Source organism: Psychrobacter sp. R86515 (assembly GCF_042466315.1).
Classification (GTDB): domain Bacteria; phylum Pseudomonadota; class Gammaproteobacteria; order Pseudomonadales; family Moraxellaceae; genus Psychrobacter.
In genome coordinates this window covers 1,930,533-1,946,328 of the sequence record NZ_JAXHCC010000001.1, presented here as the reverse complement: position 1 = coordinate 1,946,328, position 15,796 = coordinate 1,930,533, and the positions used below count along the sequence as shown (strand labels likewise).

At 43.4% G+C, this 15,796-nt stretch carries 11 protein-coding genes; 6 read left to right on the top strand and 5 right to left on the bottom strand.

The genetic code is table 11. The features are described from left to right. Positions 1-54 precede the first annotated feature (54 nt). Together SJY28_RS08240 and glpK are read right to left on the bottom strand one after the other, a co-directional pair. Positions 55-567 carry a hypothetical protein gene (locus SJY28_RS08240; protein WP_379544064.1) on the bottom strand — a complete coding sequence of 171 codons (513 nt, stop codon included), beginning with the start codon at positions 565-567 and terminating at the stop codon, positions 55-57. A 247-nt stretch (positions 568-814) separates the two neighbouring features. Next, the gene (gene glpK / locus SJY28_RS08235) at positions 815-2,425 is read right to left on the bottom strand and encodes a glycerol kinase GlpK (protein WP_379544063.1); all 1,611 of its coding nucleotides are present in this window, start codon (positions 2,423-2,425) and stop codon (positions 815-817) included. 528 nt (positions 2,426-2,953) lie between these two features. Here glpK and SJY28_RS08230 point away from each other — a divergent pair. The 5 genes from SJY28_RS08230 to SJY28_RS08210 all read left to right on the top strand — a co-directional run bounded on the left by SJY28_RS08230 (position 2,954) and on the right by SJY28_RS08210 (position 9,333). Beyond that, the gene (locus SJY28_RS08230) at positions 2,954-4,612 is read left to right on the top strand and encodes a TolC family protein (RefSeq protein ID WP_379544062.1); all 1,659 of its coding nucleotides are present in this window, start codon (positions 2,954-2,956) and stop codon (positions 4,610-4,612) included. Positions 4,613-4,714: 102 nt separating this feature from the next. After that, positions 4,715-5,581 carry a YihY/virulence factor BrkB family protein gene (locus tag SJY28_RS08225; RefSeq protein ID WP_160020943.1) on the top strand — a complete coding sequence of 289 codons (867 nt, stop codon included), beginning with the start codon at positions 4,715-4,717 and terminating at the stop codon, positions 5,579-5,581. Positions 5,582-5,629: 48 nt separating this feature from the next. Continuing rightward, on the top strand, positions 5,630-6,829 hold the full coding sequence (locus tag SJY28_RS08220) for an HlyD family secretion protein (RefSeq protein WP_379544061.1): 1,200 nt from the start codon (positions 5,630-5,632) through the stop codon (positions 6,827-6,829). 3 nt (positions 6,830-6,832) lie between these two features. Then, positions 6,833-8,143 carry an ABC transporter permease gene (locus SJY28_RS08215; protein ID WP_379544060.1) on the top strand — a complete coding sequence of 437 codons (1,311 nt, stop codon included), beginning with the start codon at positions 6,833-6,835 and terminating at the stop codon, positions 8,141-8,143. Beyond that, a complete protein-coding gene (locus tag SJY28_RS08210) occupies positions 8,143-9,333 on the top strand; it encodes an ABC transporter permease (RefSeq protein WP_379544059.1) in 1,191 nt (396 codons plus the stop codon). Before SJY28_RS08215 ends, SJY28_RS08210 begins: the two co-directional genes overlap by 1 nt. 93 nt (positions 9,334-9,426) lie before the next feature. Here the strand turns inward: SJY28_RS08210 and sthA are convergent, their stop codons facing one another. The 3 genes from sthA to SJY28_RS08195 all read right to left on the bottom strand — a co-directional run bounded on the left by sthA (position 9,427) and on the right by SJY28_RS08195 (position 12,604). Beyond that, complete coding sequence (sthA, locus tag SJY28_RS08205) at positions 9,427-11,076, bottom strand: Si-specific NAD(P)(+) transhydrogenase (protein WP_240990630.1); 1,650 nt, start codon at positions 11,074-11,076, stop codon at positions 9,427-9,429. A 97-nt stretch (positions 11,077-11,173) separates the two neighbouring features. Beyond that, entirely contained in the window at positions 11,174-11,578 is a 405-nt protein-coding gene (locus tag SJY28_RS08200) for a DUF4377 domain-containing protein (RefSeq protein WP_379544058.1), read from the bottom strand. A 129-nt stretch (positions 11,579-11,707) separates the two neighbouring features. Further along, positions 11,708-12,604: a pyruvate, water dikinase regulatory protein gene (locus SJY28_RS08195; protein WP_101205440.1), complete on the bottom strand. Its 897-nt coding sequence runs from the start codon at positions 12,602-12,604 to the stop codon at positions 11,708-11,710. 697 nt (positions 12,605-13,301) lie between these two features. Here SJY28_RS08195 and ppsA point away from each other — a divergent pair. Then, complete coding sequence (gene ppsA / locus SJY28_RS08190; RefSeq protein ID WP_379544057.1) at positions 13,302-15,686, top strand: phosphoenolpyruvate synthase; 2,385 nt, start codon at positions 13,302-13,304, stop codon at positions 15,684-15,686. Positions 15,687-15,796 lie beyond the last annotated feature (110 nt).

The window sequence follows — 15,796 nt, the reverse complement described above, 5'->3', positions numbered from 1 at the left end:
TCAACTGTCTGCCAAAGTGTCTGCATAACCGCTCTATTAGTTACTTAAACTCTCTTATGATACGCGATTCCATGCGTCACGTGATGCTTGACGCGCTTCGTTCCATTCCATGCGAGACTCACCTTTTACTTCATGCCATGAACGCTCTAAATCTGCTTCATGATCTTCAAAACGAGCATCTACTGGATAACGAGCACGGTTCGCATAACCAACTGCATATGCTGGATGTAAATCACGGTCGAAATCGTATTCTTCTCTATGGTAGTCAGCATTTACATACTCTGCGCGCCAGTACGCTTCTTCATGAGTTGGATCAATGGCTTCTGCTGCTGCATGGCCTGCGCCGCCACCAACAATAGCACCAATAGCACCACCAATTAGCGTACCTAATGGACCTGCCATCGTACCGATAGCTGCACCTGCTGCTGCACCGCCTACACCGCCGATACCTGTACCTACTGGATGTGAACCTGGCTCACCGGTAATGATGTCTGCGTTTAAGTCTTCTTTTGTCTCTTTTGACATATGTTTTACTTCACTGCGATCGATAGCATCATGGTTACTCATAGTATTGTCCTTAAATTATTTATTATTTATTGAATTATTTATTTGCTAATTATTAGCGGTCTTACTAAATCCAATTGAAGTATAGAAATTTATAGGTAAGGACAGATAGGCCGATTTTGTAAACTGTGTCCGTATTGCGATTATCTTGCGTTACAGCCTGTATCTTTATCACATTTGTGTACAGCAGCCTCATACTTTGAGTAATTATAAATGTACGATCACAATAAATTTACTAAATAAATCAATCCTATAACGGCATTAGAGACCTTTTGATAGCCTGTTGCCATTTAGCAAGATGTCGCTCACGAGTATCAGACGACATACTTGGTTCAAACACGCGATCTACCTGCCATGAAGCTTTCATGGTCGATTCGTCATACAGCCCAGTCTTTAAACCTGCGAGGAGGGCTGCGCCCTTTGCCGTAATCTCTGTATCTCTAGGACGTAATACCGGAACACCCAACAAATCTGCTTGGAACTGCATGAGTAAATCATTATTTGCAGCGCCGCCATCTACCCTCAGCTCAGTCAAAGGATGAGGGCTGTCCTTTTGCATAGCGATAAGCACATCATAGGTTTGATAAGCCACAGCCTCCAATGCAGCGCGTGCAATATGTGCTTTAGTAGTACCGCGGCTCATACCAGTGATGCTAGCGCTAATATCAGAACGCCAGTAAGGCGCACCCAGTCCAGTAAAAGCAGGTAATAGAACGACATCTTCGCTACTGTCTACTTGACGGGCTAAGTCTTCGACGTCACTACTCTGCTGAATCATACCCAAATTATCACGCAGCCATTGTACGACAGCCCCCGCCATAAAGACACTGCCCTCCAGGGCATAAGTGACTTCCTTTTTGGGTGGTTGTAGCATACGTTTGCCTGACTGTACGATTTGGTCAAATGATAAATTGTCTGGACGAATTGGTGACGTTTTACGTTGCCACGCGATGGTGGTTAGTAGCTTATGCTCACTCAATTTTGGCTGCTGGCCAATATTCATTAGCATAAAGCAGCCTGTGCCATAAGTGTTTTTAGCCATGCCTGCATCAAGGCAACCTTGTCCAAAGAGCGCTGCTTGCTGATCACCCAATACTGCTTGAATGGGTATTTGCTTTGCAAACAGGCCTTTTTTGGTTTTGCCAAAATCGCCGTCGGACGATAGTACTTTAGGCAATATATTCATAGGTATAGCAAAACGGTCACAAAGTGTCTCTGACCATGCTAGCTTATGGATATCGAATAACAATGTACGAGAAGCATTGGTCACATCGATGACATGCTCCCCGCCTGTGAGCTTATAAATCAGCCAACTATCAATGGTACCGACCGCTATCTCACCTTTGCTGGCTCGTACACTAAGCTTCGGGTTGTTTTCGAGCAACCAAGCGATCTTACTGGCACTAAAATATGGGTCTAAACGCAGACCTGTAATACGCTGAACCTCGTGTGCCATGTTGATACTATCAACATCCTGATGCACAGGGTCATTCATACTATTGCTAGCACTTTCAGCAGCAAGCGTCTTACAGTAATTTGCGGTACGCCTGTCTTGCCAAATGATGGCAGGAGCCAGTGGCTTGCCAGTTTGCTTATCCCACATCACAATCGACTCACGCTGATTGGTAATCGCGATACTGGTAACGTCAGTGGCAAGCAGTCCTGCCCGATTAATAACATCGTGTGCACAGCTAATCTGAGTTTGCCAAATTTGCTGTGCATCTTGTTCAACGAATCCAGCTCTTGGTGTTTGCAGCGTCGTTGGCTGTTGTACCATTTTGATAGGACGCGCATGATCATCGTACAATATCGCACGACTCGATGTGGTCCCTTGATCCAACGCTAAAATATACCCTGCCATGACACACCCTCTACTAATATTATTTATTCTACTTAATAGCCATTTAGTGACTATTCATTGACTGATTCTTATTAATTGCTACTTATTGAGCATTTTTTATTTGTTAATTACTGCCTAAATGCTTTCATAATGAGATTAAAAACAAAATCTAACTAAAAATAAATCGCTTGAATCTAAAATACCTTGTTGGCTATGTTGTTACTTATAAACAGATATTTAAAAATTAAATCAATCCTCTATCATACCGCTACTGGTCACACAATAGAAAACGGCAAAATACTAAGCATTGACCCGTCACTATTGTGGCTCTACAGTGTACCTCTTATGACGAATGACCGCTTGTTAGCGCTTTTAATATAGATATATTTTTATATTAGAATATGAATGATTTATTTAAGCATCATTTTTTCGCTAGCTAGCAAATAGTCTATAATAGTTCAGCAACTTTATATCCTGAGCAATGAAACCTATCGGTGCTGTTCCTTATTTTATAATACCTTACATTCTAATTAATGGCTTATGTGACTTATGAAATTCATTTTATCAGCGCTACCGACTGCTATGATGACAGTTGCAGTCATGAGCGTACCTGTCATGACTTACGCGAGCACTGACACTGACAGTATAGAAGTGTCAGATGATGTTACACCAGTGGCTGTGACACAAATCATAGATACTGATAGTCCAACTGATAATAATAAACCAGCTGTAGCGCCTTTTCATACAGTACCAAAGCCTAATAAGGCTAAATCGCAGGCACTGTCTACGCTTGTTGACCCTATTACACATAAAGCCGTCGATAACAGCTACGCACTAGACGTCTCAAGCTTTTTGAGCTTAGAGCAAGCGCAGAAGCTGCTGGTACAAGTATCACCTAAAATTGCTGCCAATCAAGCAGCGATTGCTGCCAGCGAATACCAAACTGACGCACTCAGAACTATCGACAATCCGCTCGTATTTGCTCGAGTATCTGCCAGTGCCTATCATTTAGATGAGGATATAGATTTATCTTCTCTTAGGAGCGGTATCGTCAACGAAGTAAACAATGGGGTAGATAATATAGTCCCTCCGACAGCAGACTTACCAGATTTTGGTGAGCTGGTTGGTGAGCGTATTCCCGACTCCTACAACCTCAAGCGCTCAGGCTCTACATCAGGCGCAGGTCTTGGAGTCGTTTGGCCTATTTATACTGCTGGACGTACAGACGCATTGACTGGCGCCTCGGATGCACGTACACAAGAAGCGATAGCTGATAGCGTACTGGATAAAAATGAGCTTTATAATACGTTAATTGAGCGTTATTTTAAGGCACAGCTAGCGATTATCGCCGCTTACTTACGAGAAGACGCTTACGATACATTGCAGCAAACCGATCATATGGCCGAGCGTCTGTTTGAAGAAGGTTTTATCTCACGTGTCGATAGACTAGAAGCACAGTCGGCGCTTGCGGATGCCAAGAGTGAATCTGTCAATGCCAATAATGACGCGCGCCTAGCTATGATTGCGCTACAGCGTCTACTACGTACCGACTATCGCATCAAGCCGACCACGCCTTTGTTTGTCTCTAGTCGCCCCCTACCAGATGTGAGCTACTTTCAGGACTTGGCACTAAATAACCATCCCGGACTACAAAAAGTTGCCGCCAAGCGAGCACAGGCGCAGCAGTTACATGCGCTATCAGATACAGGCTACAAGCCTACGGTATTACTATACGGTTATGGTCAGGTAGAGAAAGATCCAAGCTGGGTCGCTGGTATATCTGCCAGTTGGAAGCTATGGGGCGGACTCGATAAAACCGCATCATTAGCATCCAGTAATGCCAAAATTCGTCAGGCCGATCTCTCTGAGATTGAAGTCAGTGACAATTTATTGCTACTGGTAGAAAAAAACTGGCACGATGTCAATAATGCTCAATCACGCTATCAGGCATTGCAAAGCAATGTTGATTTGGCAGCAGAAGTATTACGACTACGACGCTTAGGATTACAAGAAGGTGTAAATACCACCGTTGACGTAGTGCAAGCACAAACGCAATCGCTGAAGGCACGTACCGAGCAAGCACAGGCTGCTAATGACTATGTACAGTCACTGGCTGCCCTTATGCAAAGCTGTGGTACGCCACTTGCTTTTAATGCTTATCTCAATGCCGCTGACATTCAATTGCCTACTTTATATACTGAGCAATGATGTGATATGAGAAACCATAAGTCGTGCTGATAAACGCTTTGTATTACTATAAAGCCGATATCGAAAATACTATTACCAACCCTATTACGAACAGCTGCTTTTATGAAAAAATTGACCTCTAAATCGATAAAAAACTGGCTACAGACGCTACTAGAAACGTGGCGTATTGCCAATAATTCTAACGTTTGGGCGCATTGCGCAAGCGTAGGTTTCTTTGGTTTCTTATCAATTTTTCCAGTGATGGCTGTGTTTGTACTGCTTTATGGTCTTGCGTTTTCTCCTGCCGAGATGCAAGAGCAAATCGCGCTTTTGAGTCAATTTATACCTGATACAGTATATGAAGTACTCAACTCCCGTCTGAGCGAGTTGGTTTCTACGACTACGTCTGCCCTGACTTTCAGCTTGCTTATATCGTCCTTGCTCGCACTTTATGCGGGCTCCAAAGGTATCAAATCTTTAATTATTCTTATTAATCTTGCGTTTCATATAACTCAGGAGCGTAGTTTTGTACAAAGCACGATTCGCGCAGTTGGTTTGACCTTTGCAGCAGTAGTCGTATTGATTATCGCGGTCTCCTCTATCGCGATTATCCCTTTGGGGGCGGCCTACTTCCCTTTCCCTCAGATAGCTAAGACGATTGCGCTTTGGAGCAGGTGGCCCATATTGACAGGTATCATATTCTTAAGCTTTTTGGGTCTTTATCGGCTAGCCCCAAATCGTGATGCCGTCGCCCTCAAAAAATTAATGCCGGGCGCTGCGTTAGCAACTGTCTTATGGATTATATTGTCCATCTTGTTTTCAATTTATGTGCAAAATTTTAATAATTATAGTGCTGAGTTTGGCGCGCTTTCAGCTGCCGTAGTCATTATGCTATGGCTCTATTATTCAGCATTTATCGTCGCCCTTGGTGCTATTTTTAATTCTGAAACTATAGACAACGCCAAGCCTTATGCGTTTCGAGTGTACTAGTAATAAACCCTTTATTTTCAACTTTGTTGCTTTAGGAATCTCATTGTCATGACAGAATTACCACGCGAATCAGACGACTCAAATAAATCAGCTGATGCAACCGAGTCAGTGACCTCTCAAGATACACAAAATTCAGTCGATCCTGTAGAAGACGTGTCTGATATTGAACCAGAGCAACCGACACCTACTTATAATCGTGACGCCTCTAAAACTGACAAATCTGCGCGTATAAAAAAAGCATTACTTGCACTATTCATACTGATTGTCCTCGGTACGATTGCGTATGGCCTATACAAAAGTAATGCGCATAGCGAGCCAGAAGTTATTACGCTGCAAGGGCAAATGCAAATGCAGCAAACGTCGATCGCTGCAAAAGTGCCAGGGCGTATTGCCCAAATTATGGTAACAGAGGGCGATACGGTAACGGCAGGTCAGCAACTGGTTGAGATGGATTCGCCTGAGATTAATGCCAAGATTAATCAAGCACGTGCTGGTAAGCAAATCGCACAAAGTCAATTAGACAAAGCAGAAAATGGTGCGCGCCCGCAAGAAATCGCCCAAGCAAAAGCTGCTTGGCAAGCCAATAAAGCCGCGTCTGACTTGGCAGAAAACACCTATCAGCGTGTCAATCGCCTTTACGAAGAAGGACTGATGGCGCGACAAAAGCGCGATGAGGCGTATGCTCAATATCTTGCTACTCAAGACCAAACCGAAGCAGCCCGCTTGCAGTATGATCTGGCGCTAGAAGGCGCACGTACTGAAGATAAGTCAGCGGCCACTGCACAAGTCGCACAGGTCGATGCAAAACTCGATGAAGCGCTAGTAGCAAAAGAGGAAGCGAACCTAAGAAGCCCTATTGCTGGTATCGTTGACAATGTCATTGTGAGTGCTGGAGAAGTTATCGGTCAAGGGGTTCCGCTTTTAACGCTGGTGGATACCAATGACCAATGGGTAGTACTTAACGTCACTGAGTCTTATTTAAATCAATTTGCTATTGGTCAGACATTTACGGGTACTATTCCAGCGCTGTCATCAGCGGATAAGCCTTATACAAAACAGTTTACCGTCTATGCGACATCGACCTTATCAGACTTTGCCACTTGGCGTCCGACCAATAACGATGATGGTTTTGATGTGCGCACTTTTGAGGTAAAGGCACGACCATCTAAGCCCGATGCCCGTATCCGCTCAGGTATGAGTGTGGTCGTACGTATCAACTCTACTCCTGTCAATCAGAACCAAGAGTAAGCCATGCACTTGACTAAGTTAAGTGAGGCTTTTTTACGCAGTGCAGCCTACGAGCGCCGTTTTTTGGCAAAAAATCACTGGGACTTTAGCATGGTGGTATGGATACCACTGGCAACGGTGCTGCTAATATGGTGGATATTTTCACAGACTCAAATTACCGATTTGCCTATCGGGGTCATCGATCAAGACAACAGCGCTGTTGCCAATACTGCCGTCCGTTACTTAGAGGCCAGTCCTACTTTGACAGTCAGACAGCTTTATTACTCCCAAGCAGATGCAGAGGCTGCGATTTTACAGCGCGATATTTACGCTGTTGTCATTATCCCAGAGGACTTTTCTCGTAATATCTTATCGAGCCAGCCTGCTCCGTTGACTCTACAAGTTAATGCACAGTACGGTACACACTCTGGTATTATTCAGGCAGGTGTCCAAGCAGTCGCTAGTACATTATCCGCAGGTGTAGAGATTAAACGTTTGGTCAAACAAGGCGTAGCACCATCACAAGCGATGACGGCTTACGCGCCTATCAGTGTGCAGCGTATTAGCTTATTCAATGCTGCGACCAATTATCAGCAGTTTTTGGCTTCGACCGTCATACCTGCCTTATTACATATACTGGCAATGGTCATTGGCGCAACCACGATTGGCCGCGAGTTACGTGATAAGAATATCGGTCGCTGGTACCGTTTTATTGATATAGGAAAGCCTAATTTAACCTTATCTAAACCTTCAAAAACGACATCTTCGCTATCAACCAAACAAGATAGCAGCGATAACAAAGCATCATCGTCAAGCGCAAAAGTGCCCCATTCGGTCAGCTTATCAGTGTTAGGATTTGGCTTATTAGGTAAATACTTTTGGCCAATACTGGCTTATAGCTTGTGGTCAGCGTTAATATTGTGGCTGGCAACGTCCAATCAGAATATCAACATCATGTCTCTTATGGCAGTCTATGCTGGGTTTCTGTGCCTAATGGTATTGTCGTTTTGGCTAGGTGCTATTTTTACTTTGAATTCTTTTTCATTACGTATGGGTCTATCGACTACTGGATTTATTTCAGCGCCTTCTTACGCCTTTGCAGGTGTTACTTTTCCTTATATTGCGATTAGTGATAGCGCGCAATATTGGTCAAATGCCCTGCCGCTAACGCATTATCTCAAACTCCATATTGCACAGTTACAAATGCAAGCACCGATCGCCATCTCGCTACCTATCGTCTATGGCCTCATGCTTGCAGCCATAATAGCGCTAATACTTGCGGCACTATTAACCAAACGCGCATTGGCGCATCCTGAACGTTGGGGAGCACGCTAATGTCTGCACAATCAAATAATACACACTCAAAAACTACATCAACGGTCACGCCAGCATCACAAAGTTTTTGGAACAGCTTTATTCAAACTTTCAAAGACGTCTTTAGTGATAAAGGCGTACTTTTGATGTTGATTATTGCCCCTATTATCTATGGGTTTTTCTATCCCTGGCCTTACTCGTCTGAGGTGGTCAATCATGTGCCAGTAGGTATCATTGATCATGATAACAGTAACTTATCACGTACTCTCGTGCGCTATGCGAGCGCTAGTCCATACCTAGATACTAAACGATTTATCAATGAGCAGGCTGCCAAAGAAGCCATATGGTCAGATCAAATTGCAGGCTATATGGTGATTCCAGCTGGTCTTGAAGAACAAGTTCAGTCCGGAGAGCAAGCGCACGTTAGCGTACTGGGTAATGGCGGTTATTTTATTTTAAATAAAAACGTCCAATTGGGATTCTCTCAAGCAGTAAGTACGGTATCGGCTGGTATTAAGGTAAAGAAAAGCATTGCGAAAGGCGCTTATGCATCTACCGCAGCGCAGAATACTCAAGCTGTACCGCTACGGATTATGCCACTGTATAACCAAACTGAGGGCTATGGTGCTTATGTCGTACCTGCTGTCTCTGTTATTATCTTACAGCAGACACTTTTAATGGCGACTGCGATGCTGATTGGCACATGGTATGAGCAGCGCCGTCACAGTACGAGTGTACGTGGCTGGTTAGGACGTATTGGAGCGCTAAGCTCACTTAGCTTTATCGTTGGCTGCTTTTATTATGGGTGGGCGTTTGAGCTACATCATTATCCACGCGGACAAAACATGCTTGGTACGCTACTATTTTTGGCACTATTTTGTCCGACAGTCGCAACGCTCGGCTGCGTGCTCGGATTATGGTTCCGGCAGCGTGAGCGCAGTATGCAGATCTTAATTTTTATCTCCTTACCGATATTTTTCTTAAGCGGCTACCCTTGGCCAGCAGACCAATTGCCTCAAGTATTGCAAGTAATACGTTGGCTGGTACCGACCACGCCTGCAATCAATACCTCTGTACAGCTTAACCAAATGGGTGCCAGTGTCTCTCAAGTCGCTGTAGGATTTTATGCGTTGGCTGGCTTATGGTTGCTCTATTTTGTTTTATTGCTATTTTTACGCAAGCGTATTCCGCAGCGAAAAGCCTACTTATAAATCTTCAAATTAATGAAATCTATGAGCATAAAAAAAGCGCCTGCTAATAGTAGTAGGCGCTTTTTTATTTATACGATATAAATAGACAATGGTTTAAAACACTCGGTTCAAACCATTCAATGCCGCCACACGATACGCTTCTGCCATCGTGGGATAGTTGAAAGTCGTATTTACAAAGTACTCAAGCGTATTGTTGCTCTTACACTTCATCACTGCTTGACCAATATGAATAATTTCTGAAGCGTGATTACCATAGCAATGGATGCCTAGAATTTCTAAGGTATCACGATGGAACAATATTTTTAATACGCCCGAACGTTCACCGATAATTTGGGCACGTGCCAGATGTTTAAAGAACGCCTGACCCACTTCATATGGGACTTTTTCATCCGTGAGCTCTTGCTCTGTCTTACCGATACAAGAGATTTCAGGAATTGTATAGATACCAGTCGGTACACTAGATACTGGCTCGGCATCACTATCACCAACCATAAATGCAGCAGCACAGCGACCTTGGTCATAGGCAGCAGAAGCTAGTGATGGCCAACCGATTACGTCACCAGCAGCATAGATATTGTCGACGTCCGTACAGTAAGTATCATCTACTTTTAGCTGACCACGGCCGTTTGCTTTTAACCCAATGGCTTCTAAGTTCAAACCTTCGGTGTTACCTGAGCGACCATTTGACCAAAGAATGGCATCAGATTTGATGCGCTTACCACTCTTTAAGTGTAAAACCACATAATCATCATGAGTCTCAAGATGATCAATCTCTTCGTTACTACGGATAAGCACACCGAACTGTCTAAAGTCATGCGCGATGGCATCACTGATTTCGCTATCTAAGTAATTGAGCAACTGATCTTGGTTATTGATTAGATCAACTTTGTAGCCAAGACCAGTAAAGATAGACGCGTACTCACAACCAATCACCCCTGCACCATAAATGATGATTTTTTTGACCACATAATCCATTTGCAAGATTTTGTCAGAGTCAAAAACGCGTGGATGGTTAAAGTCCAAAATCTCAGGACGGTAAGGACGACTACCGACAGTGATGATGGCTTTATTAAAAGTGATGGTTTCGTAAACATTTTCATCGACTTCAATACGTAGCGTATGTGCGTCAATGAAACTTGCCCAACCTTGGATGACTTCAATACGGTTGCGCTCATAAAAACGTGTATGGGTACTGACTTGACGACGAATAACTTGACGCGCTTTGGCGAGTACTTCATTTAGCGGTACTTGCTTATATTCCATCGCCTTGGTAAACATTGGATCGCGGCGGAAGTTAATCAAGTTAAATACAGATTGACGCAATGCTTTACTTGGAATCGTACCGACGTGAGTAGAGTTACCACCTACTTGATCACGTGGATCGACGACGACAACTCTTTTACCAGACTTGGTAAATTTCATAGCAGCGGCTTCACCAGCAGGGCCCGCCCCTAAAACAACGGCATCATACTCATACTCATGATCGTCGCTTTTTAGACGACGAGAGTCTTTGGTAAAACCAGATTTAATATCGATTCGTGTGTCATCGAGCGGATTCACTAAGTCAGGATGATGCATGACATCATCAGTCACTTGCTCGTGAGTCTGCTCTATTTTTTCTTTTTTGTTCTTACCTTCGGTATGTTCAGGGCTTGGCACGTGTCCGCTAGATTTATTTGATACTTCGGTATGAATATCTTTACCAGTATCGTTGGTCTCGTCGCTTGCACTTTTACTTACCATGATGTCCTCTTTATATTTATTTATCGAGTAAATGTTTGAGATATAAATGAATCAATATGTAGATGAGTTAGTATCATGTAGATAAATGAATACTGCCCTACTGAGGCATACTCACCATACGTTGTGACAATATGTTTTGCAATGTCCAGTGACCAGTAGCGCTCTGTTGCCCTTCATCAATCTGCGGGCGGGCGCTAATGATGTACTCTGTACCAAGGGTTGGTTTGAAATCGTCGATCCAGTCATAAGGAATCTGGAATACGCTACCGTCTTTAGACTTAGCAAGTAGGCACTGCATTGGCAGTTCTGAGGCACAGGCCACACGGTTTGGCATGACGGTCAGTGTCTGTGCTTCTCCCAATACGATACTTGGAATATATCGCGGCTCAGGTACTGGATCCTTTGTAAATGGTGATGTTTGACAAGCACTCAGTAAAGTCGCTGCACTGATTAAACCTGCCATCAACAACGATGGCTTTATAGATTGATAGGCTGAAATCATAATATTCTCTATATGATAATTATCTAGGATGAAATGATGTATGTTTATTAGTGTTTTATACGCATTTATTAAAGCTGCCTAAACACTTATTGATACCGATTGAACAGATACTGTTTAAGCTGACATTCATTATCCAATACGGCGTTTGAGACCTGTCATCTGCAAAATACGCGTGGCAATTTCTTCAACAGACATCTCCGATACATCTAAGCTCGGGATACCATGCGTGATATAGATACCCTGAATCGCGCGCTGCTCTTGCTGGCATTGCTGATAGCTAGAATAACGACTGCCTGCACGGCGCTCTTGACGGATTTTTACTAAGCGATCAGTATCAATAAGCAAACCAAATAGTTTATCTTTGTGCTCACGTAATGCTTTCGGCAACTGATTGTCGTACAAATCATCTTCGGTTAAAGGATAGTTAGCCGCTCGAATACCGAATTGTAATGCTAAATATAAAGAAGTCGGCGTCTTACCTGAGCGCGATACACCCACCAAAATAATATCGGCTGCATTGTAGTGACGAGTACGCGCACCATCGTCATTGTCTAAGGCAAAGTGAACTGCATCGATCCGCTCTTTATAGGTTTCAGAGTCGACATCATCATGTGCATGCCCCGAATGACCATCTGGCTCTACGCCAGTCTCTTCTGCAACACGGCCAATCAGACCTTCATACATATCTAAGTTACAGCTATGCGCTGAATTAATTTTTTCGCGAATCTCAGGATTGACGATCGTATCGAAAACCAATGGCAACGACCCATCGCGCTGATACGCCATGTTGATTTGTTCAACCGCATCTTCCGCACGCTCTAAGCTATCGACGTATGGCAATACTCTTGTCTCAAAAGGAACTGAGGCAAACTGACTCAAAATAGCACGTCCAAGTGTCTCAGCTGTAATCGCTGTACCATCTGAGATAAAAAACGCCGTTCTAATGGCCTGTGAGCTGTCCAAGTTTAGCGCGTGGCGATTTTGGATAGTGGATTTAACTTGTTCAGATGGATTGCTTGAGTACATATCGTTGACACCTCGGTTGAAAACTCAATAGTGACCTTCATTTAGTTTTTGGTATAGATCTTAGTAATAATTCAGACTTAGCAAACATTTAGCAGTTGACTATTAATAGCATTACTTTGATTATCATTAATAGTGTGGCTTTTACTTAGATTTTTATAGTTGCCTTTATAACTCGTATAACTAGGCTTTATAACTGCCTACTTCAAAAGAGCCTTTTCAGTACCTATACCGCACATTTATTATGCAATGTGCATCAACTATCTATGCGCTACATTATACGCATATTAGCTTCTTAATAGAAATCAATGTTACAGGCGTACACTTAGCACCAACATTGTTTTTCATATTGTCGTCATAGTTAATTCACCTCTCATTAAGGCTTTTTTTATGCTTCTTTTATACAGATACATAAGATTGAAACATAAGTTATGGAAATGCTCTAGATGTAGCTTATTTGAATTCATCTATTTTATGCAGTAATTGGCTTTTGATAGCGCATAACATCGTCACTAGCAATCAGATTTTTCATCTGAGTAAATACGAAACTTGATTAGACTGGCCCTAATTTATGTAGCAAACCCCACAATTTGTATATTTTTAACAAGTTTTTTGGCGAAAACCCTCGAAATTGTCCTAATATGGCGGTATAATTCACCGTTATAATCTTTACTAAATAACCTTATTTTCTGGAGTTATCATGGCAGCGCAATCTACAGCACTTGTAATCAATCTTGATCAGCTAGGAAAAGACGACATCGAAATGGTTGGTGGTAAGAACGCTTCGCTTGGCGAAATGATCAGCCATCTTTCTGATTTAGGCGTTAGTGTTCCAGGCGGCTTTGCCACCACTTCAAATGCATTCAACCGCTTTTTGACTGAAACGGGCTTGCTTGACAAAATTAATAGCGAGCTAAAAACACTAGACGTAAATGATGTTAATAAGCTTGCGGCTACTGGTAAAAAGATTCGTACTTGGATTATTGAACAAGAACTGCCAAAAGATCTTGAGCAAGAAGTACGTCAATCATTTGAAACCATGAGCGGCGGCGAAGACATCGCTGTTGCTGTACGTTCTTCTGCCACTGCTGAAGATTTGCCAGATGCGTCATTTGCCGGTCAACAAGAAACCTTCTTGAACATTCGTGGTATTGATAACGTCCTAATTGCTATTAAAGAAGTATTTGCCTCTCTATACAACGACCGTGCAATCTCTTACCGTGTACACAAAGGTTTTGAGCACGAAGGCGTTGCGCTATCTGCTGCTGTACAGCGTATGGTACGTTCAGAGACTGGTGCTGCTGGTGTTATGTTCACGCTAGATACCGAAAGTGGCTTTGATCAAGTGGTATTCATCACCTCAAGCTATGGCCTAGGTGAAATGGTTGTACAGGGTGCGGTTAACCCAGACGAGTTCTACATCTCTAAGAAATTGCTAGCCAATGGTAAGCCGTCAGTTATCCGCCGTAACCTAGGTAGCAAGCATAAGAAAATGGTTTATGGTGATGAAGGCAGCACGGCTAAATCAGTTAAAACCGTCGATGTTGAAAAACAAGATCGTATGCAGTTCTCTTTATCTACTGAAGAGCTAACCTCACTTGCCAAACAAGCGGTAACGATCGAACAGCATTATGGCCAAGCGATGGACATCGAGTGGGCAAAAGACGGCGATACTAACGAAATCTTTATCGTTCAAGCACGTCCTGAGACTGTTAAGAGCCGTCAAGACAGCAACGTAATGGAGCGTTACGTCATCGACACGACTGGCGCAAAAGTATTGTGTGAAGGTCGTTCAATCGGTCAGCGTATCGGTTCAGGTAAAGTGCGTATCGTTAGCAACCTAAACGAGATGGACAAAGTAGAAGAAGGCGACGTACTCGTATCAGACATGACTGATCCGGATTGGGAACCAGTTATGAAGCGCGCTTCTGCTATCATCACCAACCGTGGTGGTCGTACCTGTCACGCTGCTATTATTGCGCGTGAGCTAGGTGTACCAGCTATCGTTGGTTGTGGTAACGCAACTGAGCTATTGGTTGATGGTCAAGACGTAACTGCTTCTTGTGCTGAAGGCGACACTGGTTTCATTTATGAAAGCCAGATTGATTTTGAAGTACAGACTAACTCTGTTGAATCTATGCCAGAGCTAGCATTCAAAGTTATGATGAACGTTGGTAACCCAGATCGCGCATTCTCATTCACCCAAATGCCAAACGAAGGTATTGGTCTTGCACGTCTAGAGTTCATCATCAACCGTATGATTGGTGTGCATCCAAAAGCCTTGCTAAACATGAACAGCCTGCCACGTGAAATTGCGCAAGCCATCCAAGAGCGTATCGCAGGCTATGCGTCACCTGTTGACTTTTATGTTGATAAATTGGTCGAAGGTATCTCAACGCTAGCTGTTGCCTTCATGGATCAGCCAGTGATCGTTCGTATGTCAGATTTCAAGTCAAACGAATACGCTAACCTGCTTGGTGGTAAGTTATACGAGCCATCAGAAGAGAACCCAATGCTTGGTTTCCGCGGTGCTAGCCGTTATGTGTCTGATAACTTCCGTGACTGTTTTGAGCTTGAGTGTAAAGCACTAAAACGTGTACGTGATGACATGGGCTTGACCAATGTTGAGATCATGATTCCATTCGTACGTACTGTCGGCGAAGCCAAAGAAGTCATCGAGTTACTTGAGAAAAATGGTCTAAAACGTGGCGAAAATGGTCTACGCATCATCATGATGTGTGAGCTACCAACCAACGCCTTATTAGCAGAAGAGTTCCTAGAGCATTTCGATGGTTTCTCAATCGGTTCTAACGATTTGACTCAGTTAACGCTTGGTCTTGACCGTGACTCAGGTATCGTCTCGCATCTATTTGATGAGCGTGATCCTGCTGTTAAGAAACTATTATCTATGGCTATCGAAGCTTGCCGCAAGCAAAACAAATACGTCGGCATCTGTGGTCAAGGCCCATCAGACCATCCAGATCTAGCTTTCTGGCTAATGGAGCAAGGTATCAGCTCAGTGTCATTGAACCCTGACTCAGTATTAGATACTTGGTTCTTCTTAGCTGGTGAAGAAGCGAAGTAAACCGCTACGTTTAATCACGGCGGTCATTCACACAGTCATTAAAGATACCACTATTAGGGTCTATTTGATTTTTTCAAATAGACCCTAATATAATGTCCTAAGACATGACT

Coding starts and splice junctions, on each gene's coding strand:
- SJY28_RS08215 (WP_379544060.1), top strand. CDS start 6,833: ATGCACTTGACTAAGTTAAGTGAGGCTTTTTTACGCAGTGCAGCCTAC.
- SJY28_RS08200 (WP_379544058.1), bottom strand. CDS start 11,578: ATGATTTCAGCCTATCAATCTATAAAGCCATCGTTGTTGATGGCAGGT.
- glpK (WP_379544063.1), bottom strand. CDS start 2,425: ATGGCAGGGTATATTTTAGCGTTGGATCAAGGGACCACATCGAGTCGT.
- ppsA (WP_379544057.1), top strand. CDS start 13,302: ATGGCAGCGCAATCTACAGCACTTGTAATCAATCTTGATCAGCTAGGA.
- SJY28_RS08240 (WP_379544064.1), bottom strand. CDS start 567: ATGAGTAACCATGATGCTATCGATCGCAGTGAAGTAAAACATATGTCA.
- SJY28_RS08210 (WP_379544059.1), top strand. CDS start 8,143: ATGTCTGCACAATCAAATAATACACACTCAAAAACTACATCAACGGTC.
- SJY28_RS08225 (WP_160020943.1), top strand. CDS start 4,715: ATGAAAAAATTGACCTCTAAATCGATAAAAAACTGGCTACAGACGCTA.
- SJY28_RS08230 (WP_379544062.1), top strand. CDS start 2,954: ATGAAATTCATTTTATCAGCGCTACCGACTGCTATGATGACAGTTGCA.
- SJY28_RS08220 (WP_379544061.1), top strand. CDS start 5,630: ATGACAGAATTACCACGCGAATCAGACGACTCAAATAAATCAGCTGAT.
- sthA (WP_240990630.1), bottom strand. CDS start 11,076: ATGGTAAGTAAAAGTGCAAGCGACGAGACCAACGATACTGGTAAAGAT.
- SJY28_RS08195 (WP_101205440.1), bottom strand. CDS start 12,604: ATGTACTCAAGCAATCCATCTGAACAAGTTAAATCCACTATCCAAAAT.